The 12473-nt window shown below is 70.2% G+C and carries 15 protein-coding genes; 1 reads left to right on the forward strand and 14 read right to left on the reverse strand.

The genetic code is table 11. The annotated features are described in order from the left end of the window. Window positions 1-44: 44 nt before the first annotated feature. Window positions 45-869 carry a 30S ribosomal protein S2 gene (gene rpsB, locus ABD289_RS19480; protein WP_344134669.1) on the reverse strand — a complete coding sequence of 275 codons (825 nt, stop codon included), beginning with the start codon at window positions 867-869 and terminating at the stop codon, window positions 45-47. A gap of 405 nt (window positions 870-1274) precedes the next feature. Between rpsB and ABD289_RS19485 the strand changes: the two genes are divergently transcribed. After that, a complete protein-coding gene (locus ABD289_RS19485) occupies window positions 1275-1781 on the forward strand; it encodes a M23 family metallopeptidase (RefSeq protein WP_344134672.1) in 507 nt (168 codons plus the stop codon). Between the two features lie 82 nt (window positions 1782-1863). Here the strand turns inward: ABD289_RS19485 and whiG are convergent, their stop codons facing one another. The 13 genes from whiG to rpsP all read right to left on the reverse strand — a co-directional run bounded on the left by whiG (window position 1864) and on the right by rpsP (window position 12378). Continuing rightward, on the reverse strand, window positions 1864-2811 hold the full coding sequence (gene whiG, locus ABD289_RS19490; protein ID WP_344134675.1) for an RNA polymerase sigma factor WhiG: 948 nt from the start codon (window positions 2809-2811) through the stop codon (window positions 1864-1866). Continuing rightward, the gene (locus ABD289_RS19495) at window positions 2786-3760 is read right to left on the reverse strand and encodes a tyrosine recombinase XerC (RefSeq protein ID WP_344134678.1); all 975 of its coding nucleotides are present in this window, start codon (window positions 3758-3760) and stop codon (window positions 2786-2788) included. The genes whiG and ABD289_RS19495 overlap by 26 nt, the downstream gene beginning before the upstream one ends. 284 nt (window positions 3761-4044) lie before the next feature. Further along, window positions 4045-5202, reverse strand: a complete 1158-nt coding sequence (gene dprA / locus ABD289_RS19500; protein ID WP_344134681.1) for a DNA-processing protein DprA — start codon at window positions 5200-5202, stop codon at window positions 4045-4047. Continuing rightward, window positions 5199-6716, reverse strand: a complete 1518-nt coding sequence (locus ABD289_RS19505; protein ID WP_344134684.1) for a YifB family Mg chelatase-like AAA ATPase — start codon at window positions 6714-6716, stop codon at window positions 5199-5201. The genes dprA and ABD289_RS19505 overlap by 4 nt, the downstream gene beginning before the upstream one ends. A 1-nt stretch (window position 6717) precedes the next feature. After that, entirely contained in the window at window positions 6718-7119 is a 402-nt protein-coding gene (locus ABD289_RS19510; protein WP_344134687.1) for a YraN family protein, read from the reverse strand. A 321-nt stretch (window positions 7120-7440) separates the two neighbouring features. After that, a complete protein-coding gene (locus tag ABD289_RS19515; protein WP_344134690.1) occupies window positions 7441-7764 on the reverse strand; it encodes a DUF2469 domain-containing protein in 324 nt (107 codons plus the stop codon). A gap of 33 nt (window positions 7765-7797) precedes the next feature. Continuing rightward, window positions 7798-8550, reverse strand: a complete 753-nt coding sequence (locus tag ABD289_RS19520; RefSeq protein ID WP_344134693.1) for a ribonuclease HII — start codon at window positions 8548-8550, stop codon at window positions 7798-7800. Between the two features lie 7 nt (window positions 8551-8557). Beyond that, window positions 8558-9469: a signal peptidase I gene (gene lepB, locus ABD289_RS19525; protein ID WP_344134697.1), complete on the reverse strand. Its 912-nt coding sequence runs from the start codon at window positions 9467-9469 to the stop codon at window positions 8558-8560. Between the two features lie 257 nt (window positions 9470-9726). Then, window positions 9727-10083, reverse strand: coding sequence for a 50S ribosomal protein L19 (gene rplS, locus ABD289_RS19530; protein WP_344134700.1), 357 nt, complete (start codon window positions 10081-10083; stop codon window positions 9727-9729). Between the two features lie 192 nt (window positions 10084-10275). Beyond that, the gene (gene trmD, locus ABD289_RS19535; RefSeq protein WP_344134703.1) at window positions 10276-11082 is read right to left on the reverse strand and encodes a tRNA (guanosine(37)-N1)-methyltransferase TrmD; all 807 of its coding nucleotides are present in this window, start codon (window positions 11080-11082) and stop codon (window positions 10276-10278) included. A gap of 63 nt (window positions 11083-11145) precedes the next feature. Next, window positions 11146-11688 carry a ribosome maturation factor RimM gene (gene rimM, locus ABD289_RS19540; RefSeq protein ID WP_344134706.1) on the reverse strand — a complete coding sequence of 181 codons (543 nt, stop codon included), beginning with the start codon at window positions 11686-11688 and terminating at the stop codon, window positions 11146-11148. Between the two features lie 7 nt (window positions 11689-11695). Further along, complete coding sequence (locus ABD289_RS19545; protein ID WP_344134710.1) at window positions 11696-11935, reverse strand: RNA-binding protein; 240 nt, start codon at window positions 11933-11935, stop codon at window positions 11696-11698. Beyond that, window positions 11932-12378 (reverse strand): 30S ribosomal protein S16, encoded by a 447-nt coding sequence (gene rpsP, locus ABD289_RS19550; protein ID WP_344134714.1) that lies wholly within the window; start codon window positions 12376-12378, stop codon window positions 11932-11934. Before rpsP ends, ABD289_RS19545 begins: the two co-directional genes overlap by 4 nt. Window positions 12379-12473: the final 95 nt, after the last annotated feature.

Raw genomic sequence — 12473 nt, forward strand, 5'->3', positions numbered from 1 at the left:
CGCCGCGCGCCTGCCGGGTTCCGGCAGGCGCGCGGTGGGGCGGATCAGGACTGCGCGGGCTGCTCGCCGCCTTCGGCGGCCTGGCCGGAACCGGCCAGCAGCTCCTTCTCCCACTCGGCCAGCGGCTCTTCGCCGCCCGCCGGCTTCTCCTCGCCCTCGGCCTGGGCGCCGTTGTTGCGGCCGCTGCGGGCCATCAGGCCCTCGGCGACACCGTCGGCGACCACGCGGGTCAGCAGGGCGGCGGAGCGGATCGCGTCGTCGTTACCCGGGATCGGGTAGTCGACCTCGTCCGGGTCGCAGTTGGTGTCCAGGATGGCCACCACCGGGATGCCCAGCTTGCGGGCCTCGCCGACCGCGATGTGCTCCTTCTTGGTGTCCACGATCCACACGGCGCTCGGCACCTTGGACATGTCGCGGATACCGCCGAGAGTCTTCTCGAGCTTGTCCTTCTCGCGGGTCAGCATCAAGATCTCCTTCTTGGTGCGACCCTCGAAGCCACCGGTCTGCTCCATGGTCTCGAGTTCCTTGAGACGCTGCAGACGACGGTGAACCGTCTGGAAGTTGGTGAGCATGCCGCCCAGCCAGCGCTGGTTGACGTAGGGCATGCCGACCCGCAGGGCCTGCTCGGCGATCGCTTCCTGCGCCTGCTTCTTGGTGCCGACGAACAGGATCGTCCCGCCGTGCGCGACGGTCTGCTTGACGAAGTCGAACGCTCCGTCAATGTAGGACAGCGTCTGCTGCAGGTCGATGATGTAGATGCCGTTGCGCTCGGTGAAGATGTAGCGCTTCATCTTCGGGTTCCAGCGCCGGGTCTGGTGCCCGAAGTGCACGCCGCTGTCGAGCAGCTGCTTCATGGTGACGACGGCCATAGCCTCGCGTTCACCTCTTGAGTCGGGCGCGCCCGCAGGCGCGCGATTCGGTTGCCGCGACGAGCCGGGTGACCCGCCGCCCTGGTGCCCGCTTCGGCCATCCCCCACCCGTCCCTTCCGGGACGGGACCGCGAGGGCGCCGAAACCCCGCCGACCAGCAACTCCCGGGAAGACGATCCCGGAAGTCGTGCCATCCAGCGATCGACCCGAGGGCGATCGCCGCGCAGGGTTGCGCGCGGGCACGCGAAGTCGGTCCGTGCGGACACGAAACCGCGTGAACAGTGTACTGGACGCGCAAGTGCTCACTGAATCGTGCACCCGGAGTTATCCACAGCGATCCCGTTTGTCCAGAGATCTCGGCCTTCCCCTGTTCAGCGGATCGACACCCGGGCCATCTTGGCCGCCATGCGCTTGCTGATCTCCGCCCTGCTGTGCCTCGTCCTCGTCCCCGCGTTCGGCCTGGCCACAGCCGCTCGCGGCGCGGTCGACGCCCCGGCGCCGGGCGCGGCGCCCGACGAGCTCGGCTGGCCGCTGAGCCCGCCCCCGAAACCGGTGCGGCCGTTCGAGGCACCGGAACACCCGTTCGGTCCCGGGCACCGCGGGGTGGACCTGACGGGGGCGAGCGGGCAACCGGTGCTGGCCGCCGCCGACGGCGTGGTGATCCACGCGGGCGGGCTGGCCGATCGCGAGCTGGTATCGATCCAGCACGACGCGGGACTGCGCACCAGCTACGAGCCGGTGCACCCGATCGTCGAGACCGGTGAGCACGTCACCCGAGGGCAGCCGATCGGTCGGCTCCAGCCCGGCCACTGCCCCGCGACCTGCCTGCACTGGGGCGTGCGGGCCGGGGAGGACTACCTCGACCCGCTCGGCCTGCTCGCCCACGGCCGGGTGCGGCTGCTGCCCTGGTAACCCCGGCTGTCCCGGCGGGCCCCGCCGAGGGCGCCGCCCAGTTCTGCGTCGCCCAGTTCTGCGTCGTCCAGTTCGGCGTCGCCTAGTTCTGCTCGGTGAGCTTGGTGCGCAGTCGCAGCACGGCGCGGGTGTGCAACTGGCAGACCCGGGACTCGGTGACCCCCAGCACCTTGCCGATCTCGGCGAGGGTGAGGTTCTCGAAGTAGTAGAGGGTGACCACTATCCTGTCGCGCTCGCTGAGCCGTTCCACGGCCTCGGCCAGCTGGCGACGACTGTCACGGTCGACCAGCGCCGCCACCGGGTCCTCGGCGCGGTCGTCCGGGATCGTCTCGGCCAGCGAGGCCTGCGCGCTCCCGGCGCCGAACAGGTCGTCGAGAGCGACGACGCTGGTCATCTGCATCTGCGCGAACAGCTCGCGGAGCTCCTCGATGGACAGTTCCAGCTCATCGGCCAGCTCCGCGTCGGTCGCGGTGCGCTGCAGCTTGGCCTCCAGGCGCTCGATCGCCCGCTCCACGTCGCGGGCGCGGCTGCGCACCGACCGCGGCACCCAGTCCTGGGCGCGCAGGTCGTCGAGGATCGCACCGCGGATGCGCTGCATGGCGTAGGTCTCGAACTTCAGCCCGCGCTCGGGTTCGAACTTCTCGATCGCGTCGACCAGCCCGAAGATGCCGGACTGGATGAGGTCGGAGACCTCGACGTGCGAAGGCAGACCGGTGCCCACCCGGCCTGCGACGTACTTGACCAGCGGCGCGTAGTGCAGCACGAGGCGGTCGCGCAGCTCCTGGTCACGTCGCTGCCCGAAGGCCTGCCAGAGCGCGACGATGCCGGCCTCGACCTCGTCACCGTTGCGCTGCCCGCCGTCGTCGATCGATTCCGGGGCGTCGGCCAGGCCCAGTCCAGCACGCGCGCCGTGGTGGTAGCCGTTGGCCGAGCCGTGGTCGCGGGCGTTCACCGGCACCGCGTTCGCGTTCGCGGTCACCGTGTCTGCGCCGCCCCCGGCATGTTCAGGAACGGGGGTGGGTTCGGTCATGGATCGCCTTCAGCCGTTCAACGGTCACGTGAGTGTAAAGCTGGGTCGTTGCGAGCGTAGCGTGACCAAGCAACTCCTGAACGCTACGGAGGTCCGCGCCACCTTCCAACAACTGGGTCGCAGCCGAATGGCGCAATCCGTGCGGACCCAGGTCCGGAGCGCCATCGACCGCTCCCACCGCGTCGTGCACAGTTCGTCGCACCGCCCGCGGATTGAGCCGTCCACCCCGGACTCCCAGGAACAACGCGGCATTCGCCGGTTCGCGAACGAGTTTCGGCCGACCGGCCGAGAGCCACCTGCCCAATGCCTCGTCGGCGGGCGCCCCGTACGGCACGGCGCGCTCCTTGTCGCCTTTACCGATCACGCGCAGCACCCGGCGCTCGCGGTCGACATCGTCGACGTCGAGTCCACACAGCTCAGCGACGCGAACACCAGTGGCGTACAACACTTCCACCATCGCGTGATCACGCAGCGCTACCGGATCGCCCTGCTCCGCCCCGGAACCGGAGGCGCGCATCGCATCGTCCGCCTGGTCGGCGCGCAGCACCGCGGGCAGCGCACGGCGCTGGGACGGCACGGACAACCGCGGCCCGGGATCGCCGGGCAGCAGGCCCGCGCGGAACGCCCAGCCGGTGAAGGCTCGGGCCGAGGCCGTCCGCCGGGCCAAGGTCGAACGGCTCGCACCGGCCGCGTGCTGGGTCGAGAGCCATTCGCGCAGCACGGAAACATCCAGGGCGCGAACGCCCGCATCACCGGCCAATCCGGACAGATGGGAGAGCAACGACACGACGTCCGCGAGATAGCCGCGCACGGTGTGCGCGGATAACCCCCGCTCGGCGGTCAGATGTCGTTCGAAGTCGTCGACGGCGGCGCCGAGCTCGCTGGGCAGCCCGGCCCGCACCTGCTTCAGGTCGGGCCGGCGCCCTCGGGCGGGACGTCCACCGGTCATGCCTCGACGCTGGTCGTTGAGGCTCCGCCGGTCAAGCATCGCCACGCAAAACTCAGTGTTCCGGACCTCACGTTGCGCATCCGAACGACTACCGTTCCAGCACACGCGACCGCCGGAGTTCTTGGCGAGAAATGACACGTCGAGCCACCGCCACGACCTGCCGGCCTCGACCCAAAGAGGTGTGCGGGTTTCGAGTTCGCGTGGTGCCGCGGGTGGCGGACGCGCTGAGTCCCGCACCACCTGCGGCTACCACGGCACACCGAAACGCCCCTCCGCTCGACTCGTCATCGGATCACCGACCACCCCGCTTCCCCGCGCTCCGCGAAACCGCCCATTTCCAACTCCGGCAGCAGGGCTCGAACCCTGCCGAGGGGCAGGCCGCAGTCGGCGGCCAGTTCCGCGTCGCTGGCACCGTTGAGGCCCGACAGGGAGTCGTGCAGGCGCTGCGCGTCCGCGGGCAACCGGTCGGTCGGACGAGCCCGGCCGACGATCCCCTCGGCGGGCTGGACGCCCAGCGGATTGAGCTCCTCGAGGATCTCCTCGGTCCGCGTCACGAGCACCGCCTGGCCGGAACGGATCATGGTGTGGCAGCCCACCGAGTTCTGCGCCGTGACCGCTCCGGGTACGGCCAGCACCGGACGACCGAGCGCATCGGCCGTGTTGGCGGTGTTGGCGGCACCGCTGCGCGCCCCGGCCTCCACCACCACCGTCGCCTGACCCATCGCCGCGATCAGGCGATTGCGCACCAGGAAGCGGTGCTTGCGGGGCTCCGTGCCCGGCGGGTACTCGCTGACCACGGCGCCCTGCGCCGCGATGGCCTGCAGCAGTCGCGAGTGCCCTGCCGGGTAGTCGCGATCCACTCCGCAGGCCAGGAAGGCCACCGTGCGGCCACCCGCGGCGAGCGCACCTCGGTGGCCCGCGCCGTCGACGCCGTAGGCGGCGCCGGAGACGACGGTGAACCCGGCAGCGGCCAGACCGTGCCCGAACTCCGCGGCCAGGTGCTCGCCGTAGCCCGAGGCCGCGCGAGTGCCCACCACGGAGACCGCCGGCTCGGCGGCCGAGCCCAGGTCGGCCGCGCCGCGCACCCACAGGGCGAGCGGTTCGGCCAGTCCGGGCAGCTCGACCGATCTCGCCCCGGCCAGGTCGGCGAACGCCTCCGCGGGCCATTCCGGTTGTTCCGGGATGACCAGTCGGGCACCGGCGGCGTCGGCGGCCCGCATCGCCGCTTCGCCGCAGGCTCCTTCCAACCGGGATTCCACTTCGGTCCGGACCTCGGGAGGTGCCTTGTCCCGCAGGATGGCCTCGACGGCCTGCACCGGACCGCGTTCGGCGACCAGGTGGGCCAGGGCCGGGGCCGGAGGTTCGGCCACTACCGAGAGGTAGGCCCGCGCCCGCAGAACGTCCCGCCTGGTCCTTTCGCCCAGCCGCGCCCAAGCCGTCATGCCGCCCTCCGATCCCGGAACTCCAGGGCCGCCGCCACGTGGTCGGCTTCGGGACGCTCGCGACCGTCGAGATCGGCCAGCGTCCAGGCCACCCGCAGGCAGCGATCCGCACCGCGGGCCGTGATCGCTCCGCTCTCCAGCCCCTTGTCGAGCAGTGCCGTGCTCCTGGCCGGTAGTGCGAACTCACGGCGCAGCACCGTCCCGGGAACCTCGGTGTTGGTCTGCCACCCGTGCACCGCCCACCGCTCGCTCGCGGCCGCCCGCGCCCGCCGCACCCGCGCGCGCACCACCTCGGTGTTCTCCGGCTCGGTGCCGCGCACCGTCATCGCGGTGATCGGCCGCATCCGCACCCGCAGGTCGACCCGGTCCAGCATCGGCCCGGACAGCTTGCCGAGGTAGCGCCTGCGGACCTGTGGCGGGCACTCGCAGTCGATCTCGCGGACGGGAGCGCACGGACACGGGTTCGTCGCCATGACGAGCTGGAACCGGGCCGGGTAGCGCAGCGTCCCGTCGCGGCGCGCCAGCCGGATCTCGCCCTCCTCCAAGGCGGTGCGGAGCGCCTCGAGCCGCTTGGGGCCCAGCTCGCAGGCTTCGTCCAGGAACAGCACTCCGCGGTGCGAGCGGGTGACCGCGCCGGGACGAGCCAGCCCGGAGCCGCCGCCGATGAGCGCGGCGATGGACAGGGACGGGTGCGGGGCCACGAACGGCGCGGTGCGCACCAGCCGCGCGCTCTCGCCGAGATCGCCGGCCACCGAGCTGATCGCGGTCACCTCCAGCGACTCACCGGGCGGGAGCTCGGGCAGCAATCCGGACAGCCGCTTGGCCAGCATGGTCTTGCCGGTGCCCGGTGGACCGGTCATCAGCAGGTGGTGCCCGCCCGCGGCAGCCACCTCCAGCGCCCAGCGGGCCTCCGGCTGGCCGAGGACGTCGGACAGGTCCGGAGGCGTCTCCTCCGGTGGTGGTTCCGGAACCTCCGGTGGATGGCAGGGCAGGTCGCCGAGCTCGCGCAACCAGGTCGCCACGTCCCGCAGGTGCTCGGCGCCGAGGATCTCGATGCCGTCGACGAGATGCGCCTCGGCGAGCCCGGATGCGGGCACGATCGCCCGCCGCATCCCGGACCGGCGGGCCGCCAGCAGCGCGGGCAGCAGCCCGCGCACCTGCCGGATCCGGCCGTCGAGCGCCAGCTCGCCGAAGAACACCGTGCCTACCAGCCGGTGCCCGGGCACGAGCTCGGCGGCCGAGAGCACCGCGCAGGCCAGCGCGAGGTCGTAGGAGGTCCCCGCCTTGGGCATGGCCGCCGGCGACAGCGCCAGCGTCACGCAGCAGTCCGGCCAGTCCTCCGGACAGTTCTGGATCGCCGAGCGCACCCGGTTCTTGGCCTCCTGCAGCGCGCTGTCCGGCAGCCCGAGCAGCGAAAGCGACGGAAGCCCGCCCTTGCGCACGTCGGCCTCGATCTCCACCAGGGCGCCGTCCACGCCGAACAACGCGACCGCCCAGGTTCGTCGCAGCACCACCTCAGAACACCCCCTCGAGATGCTCGACGCGGGCGTCCTCCCCCGGTGGCCACAGCACCGAGACCACGTCGAAGCGCACCGGGCACCCGGCCAGCTCCCGCTCGGCGAGCCAGGAGCGGGCGAGCAGCCGCACGCGCTTGATCTTCTCGGCGGTCATGGCGTGCAGCGGGCCGCCGTAGTCGGTACCGGAGCGCGCCTTGACCTCGCAGCACACGACGGTCTCGCCATCGGTGGCCACGATGTCCAGCTCGCCGTGCACGCATCGCCAGTTGCGATCCAGCACGATCAGCCCGCGGCTCTCCAGGAGGTCGGCTGCCATCCGTTCGCCGAGCCTGCCCAGCTCGCGGCCGCGGCCGCCCTCGTCGTGTTCGGTCAGCGGTCCGGGGGCTTGCTTCGAACGCACGGGTACCTCCTCGAGCAGCTGCGGAATCGCCCGTGCCGCGATCGCGAGCGCGGCGTCGGGATTTCCTCAAGCTGCCCGAGGCGAAACGAAAATCCAAGCATGTTCCGGAATCTGTGGATAGATAGATCCCTTGTGGACAACTAGCTGAACACCGATGAGTGATCGAATTCGTGAATCAGGGTGACTAGAGAACCGAATCCGCGCACGAAAAAGCTCGGGCGGCCGGATTCGGCCGCCCGAGCTCTTCATTTCGCTGCTGTCGCGCACCGGTGCTGCGGCGACCGGCCCGCCCGCGGCGAGCGGACCGCGCTCAGCCCGGGGTCACGAGTCGAAGGGACCGCCGTCCGGCAGGCGGAGATCGGGTTTGTCCAGCTCCTCGACGTTGACGTCCTTGAACGTGATGACGCGAACGTTCTTGACGAACCGGGCCGGGCGGTACATGTCCCAGACCCAGGCATCCGACATCGACACCTCGAAGTAGACCTCCGAGTCCGAGTTGCGCACCTGGACGTCCACTACGTTGGCCAGGTAAAAGCGCCGTTCGGTCTCCACGACATAGGTGAATTGACCGACGATGTCGCGATACTCCTTGTAGAGCTGCAGCTCCATCTCGGTCTCGTACTTCTCGAGATCCTCGGCGCTCATCGCAGTGCGAGCCCTTCTACGTTGCCATTCGGACTACAACCCCACATTGTCCCCCACTTTCCCGTCAGAAGCATCGAACAATCCGGGCTTACTCGTCACCGCGCGCGGCGACCGCATGCCGTGCCGCTGCGCGGCGGCCGCGACGTTGGCGTAGGACCACCGGTGCTGGGTGGTCGGGCCGTGCTCGGTCAGTCTGGCCGAGTGCAGCGGTGTGCTGTACCCCTTGTGCACGTCGAAGGCGTAATCCGGGAACCGCTCGTGCAGCTCACCGGCCATCATCCGGTCCCGGGTGACCTTGGCCAGCACCGACGCGGCGGCCACGCAGGCCGCCACCCGATCGCCCTTGACCACGGCCACGCTGGGCGTGCCCAGACCCTGCACCCGGAAACCATCGGTGAGCACGTAGCCGGGATGCTCGGACAGCCGTGCGACGGCCCGGCGCATCCCCTCCAGGTTGGCCACGTGAATCCCCAGGGCATCGACGTCCTCGGGCGGGATCACAACCGTCGACCAGCTCAGCGCGCGCTTGGTGATCCGCTCGTAGAGCCGGTCGCGGTCCGCCTCGGACAGCGCCTTGGAGTCGGTCAACCCGTCGAACCGGCGCCCGTCCCCGGACTTGAGCACGCAGGCGCCCACCACGAGCGGGCCGGCGCAGGCACCTCGCCCGGCCTCGTCCACGCCTGCCACCGGGCCGAGGCCGCGGCGGTCCAGCGCGCTCTGGAGCGCCCAGTTGCCACTGCTGCGCCGGATCACCGACCGGGGTGGCCGGAACTCCGTCACCGTCACGTCGAAGTCACTCCGCGGGCTGTCGCTTGCGCACTACACCCGCGAGCTTACGACCCGCCAAGACCACGGGGAACGCCGCCGCGAAGCCAGCACCCAGCGGCAGACCCTGCTGCCAGGACGGCGCACCCAGCGCGGTGACCTGCGGGTTATCCTCGTAGATCGACTGCCAGCGGGTCGGCGGCAGCACGATGACCTGCGCCTTGCCGATGACGTTGTCGACCGGAACCGCACCGTTGAGGCCGCCGCCGCCCTGCATGCGCGAGTCCTTGGAGTCGTTGCGGTTGTCCCCCATCACCCACAGGTGCCCCTCGGGGACGGTAACCGGCTCGAACGAGTCCTGCCCGACACCGCGGCCCGGCTCCCAGTAGATGTAGGGCTCCTCGAGCGGCTTGCCGTCGACCATCACCCGGTTCTGCGCGTCGCAGCACTCGACCGTCTGCCCGCCCACCGCGATCACGCGCTTGACGAAGTCCTTCTCGTCGGGGGCGCCGAAACCGAGCAGCGAGACGGCGTCCTGGAAGAACCCGGCAACCGGGTTGCTCGGCTCCTGGACCTCGAACTCGTTCTGCACCCACGGCTGCGGGCCGCGGAAGACCACGACATCACCGGGCTGCGGATCGGAGAAGCGGTAGCTGACCTTGTCGACCAGCACACGGTCGTTGTTGCAACCGGTGCAACCGTGCAGCGTCTGCTCCATCGACTGCGACGGGATCACGTACACCCTGGCGAGGAACGCCTGGATGAGCACCGTGAGCACCAGGGCGGTCACGATCAGGATGGGCAGTTCCTTCCAGAACGAGCCCTTCTTCTTTCCCTTGGACTTGGGAACCGCCTGCTCCTCCGGGGTTCCCGAGGAGCGTTCCCGGCCCTCGGGGTCTTGGGGGTCTTCGGCTGATCCGCTGCGCATGACGTCGGCCACTGCGCCAGGCTACTTCAACGAGTCACCGCGCAGTCGCGCCGCCCCGGGCGTTTTCGTCACGATCTCGAACCGGAATCACGTCGATGACGTGCTGTTTTCCGGTACACCCGATTCGGCGGCGATCGTTCGCCGCGGCATCCGCCGAGCGTGATCACCCGAACGTGCCTACGTGATCCCGTGCGCACGCGCATCGCACCCGGAAAAGCAAGAAGCCCGAGTGCCGAGCACCCGGGCTTCTCGAATCCACGTCGCGTCGATCAGGAGCGAGCGGTCTCGCGCTTCTCCTTGATCTTCGCGGCCTTGCCGCGCCGGTCGCGCAGGTAGTAAAGCTTCGCCCGCCGAACAGCGCCGCGGGTGACAACCTCGATCTTCGCGATGTTCGGGGTGTGCACGGGGAAGGTCCGCTCCACACCGATACCGAAGGAAACCTTGCGGACGGTGAAGGTCTCCCGGATGCCGTCGCCCTGGCGGCGGATGACAGCGCCCTGGAAAACCTGAGTCCGCTCGCGCGAACCCTCGATAACGCGGACGTGGACCTTCAGCGTGTCACCGGGCCGAAAGGCCGGGATGTCGGAACGCAGCGACTGGGCGTCCAACGCGTCCAGGGTGTTCATCGGTGGTCCGTCCTCATCCGTGTCGAAGGCACCCGTGTTCTCGCATGTCGATCACCCGACCTACCGCCGGGCACCGCTTGACACGGGGTGAACTTGCTTTGCGCACATCAAGCTGGATAGCTCGAGTACATCAACCTCTCCAGTGTGCCAGAGCCGCGTTCCGGTGAATGAACCGGCCCCTGCGCAGCAGGGTCAACGCGGTGGCTCTCCGGCATCCGGGGACTCGTCGGAAGCATCCGACGACATCAGTTTATCGAGCAGCTTCCGGTCGGCTTTATCCAGGTCCTCTTCCGGCAACCTGGCCAGCAGATCGGGGCGCCGGTGGTAGGTGCGCTCCAGCGCCCGGTCGCGGCGCCAGCGGTCGATCGCGGCGTGGTTGCCGGAGCGCAGGACGTCCGGCACCGGCTGGTCCCGCCAGACCTCCGGACGGGTGTAGCACGGCCCCTCGAGCAGGCCGTCGGAGAAGGAGTCCTGCTCCGCCGACATCGGATTGCCCAGCACCCCTGGCAGCAGCCGGACCACCGCCTCGATCATGGTCAGCGCGGCGACCTCTCCCCCGACGAGCACGTAGTCGCCGATGGAGACCTCCTCAACCGGCATCCGGGAGGCGGCGTCGTCGATGACCCGCTGATCGATCCCCTCGTAGCGGCCGCAGGCGAACACCAGCCACGGGTCCTGCGACCAGCGCACGGCGGTCTGCTGGTCGAAGGGCCTGCCCGCGGGCGTGGGCACGACCAGTCGCGGGACACCCTGCGCGGCGGGCTCCTCGGGAGTGCCGCAGACCGCGTCGAGCGCCTCGCCCCACACCTGGGGCTTCATCACCATGCCCGGGCCACCGCCATACGGGCTGTCGTCCACGGCGCGGTGCACGTCGTGGGTCCACTCCCGCAGGTCGTGCACCCCGACCGAGATCCGCTCCCGCTCGATCGCCTTGCCCAGCAACGCTTCCCGCAGCGGGTTGAGGTAGTCGGGGAAGATGGTGATGACGTCGATGCGCATGCGGCCCTCAGGATGAAGAAACGCCCGCGCCGGACGGCTGCGGGCGACGGTGCTCGGCGGTTCCTAGTCCAGCAAGCCCTCAGGCGGGTCGATCGTGAGGGTGCCCGCTTCCAGGTCGACCTCCGGGACGATCTCGGCCACGAAGGGGACGAGCGCCTCGCCCTCGTCGAGCGTGCGCACCGACAGCAGGTCACCACCGGGTCCGTGCAGCACGTCGCACACCTCGCCGACCGCCTCGCCGGTGACCCGCACCACGCGCAGGCCGGTGAGCTCGGTGTCGTGGAACTCGTCCTCGTCCTGCCCGGTCTCGGCCTCGTCGGCCGAGACGGTCAGCAGCGTGTCGCGGAGGTCCTCGGCGGCCTCCCGGCCGTTGACCCCCTCCGCGCGCAGCAGTAGCCGCCCGGCGTGCTGCCGGGCGGCTACCACGGTGAGCTCCTGCGTGCCCTGCACCCCGCTGCGCTGGCCCCGCCGCTTGGTCCCCAGTACCGAACCGGGCGCGAACCGCAGCTCCGGGCTGTCGGTGAGCACCTCGACGACGAGTTCGCCCCGCACGCCGTGCGGGCGCACCACGCGCCCCACAGCGAGGGCTTCGGACTTCGCGCTCATGGCCGCGTCAGCGGTCTGTGTCGACCACGTCGACCCGGATGCCGCGACCACCGATGCCGGTCATCACGGTGCGCAGCGCGGTCGCGGTACGTCCACCGCGACCGATCACCTTGCCCAGGTCGTCCGGGTTCACGTGCACCTCGAGGGTGCGACCGCGCCGGGTGGTGAGCAGCTGAACGCGGACATCGTCGGGGTTGTCGACGATGCCGCGCACCAGGTGCTCGAGCGAGTCCGCGAGGACGGTCACGCCTGTTCCTCGGTCTTCTCCTCGGCCTTGTCCTCAGCCTTCTCCTCGGCCTTCTTGCCACCCTTCTTCTTCGGGGTGGTGGCCTCGACGGTCGGCTCGGACTCGGCGGCCTGCAGGGCCTCCGCGAACAGCTCCTGCTTGGACTTCTTGGGCTCGGCGACCTGCAGCGTGCCCTCGGCGCCCGGCAGGCCCTTGTACTTCTGCCAGTCGCCGGTCACCTCGAGGATCGCCTGCACCGGCTCGGTCGGCTGCGCACCGACACCCAGCCAGTACTGCGCCCGCTCGGAGTCGAGCTTGATACCGCTCGGGTTCTCCTTCGGGTGGTACTGACCGATCGTCTCAATGAACCGGCCGTTGCGGCGGGTGCGGGCGTCGGCGACCACAATGCGGTAGTGCGCTTCGCGGACCTTACCGATCCGCGCGAGCTTGATCTTCACAGCCACGGGTGCTGGTGCTCCTCAGACTCTCGTTCGTGGGATGAGCATGCCCCGACCGCGTGGGGCAACGGCGTGGAATGCTCGTACGTCAATGGGCCACA

It is taken from the genome of Saccharopolyspora halophila (assembly GCF_039531955.1).
GTDB classification, from domain to species: Bacteria; Actinomycetota; Actinomycetes; order Mycobacteriales; family Pseudonocardiaceae; genus Saccharopolyspora; species Saccharopolyspora halophila.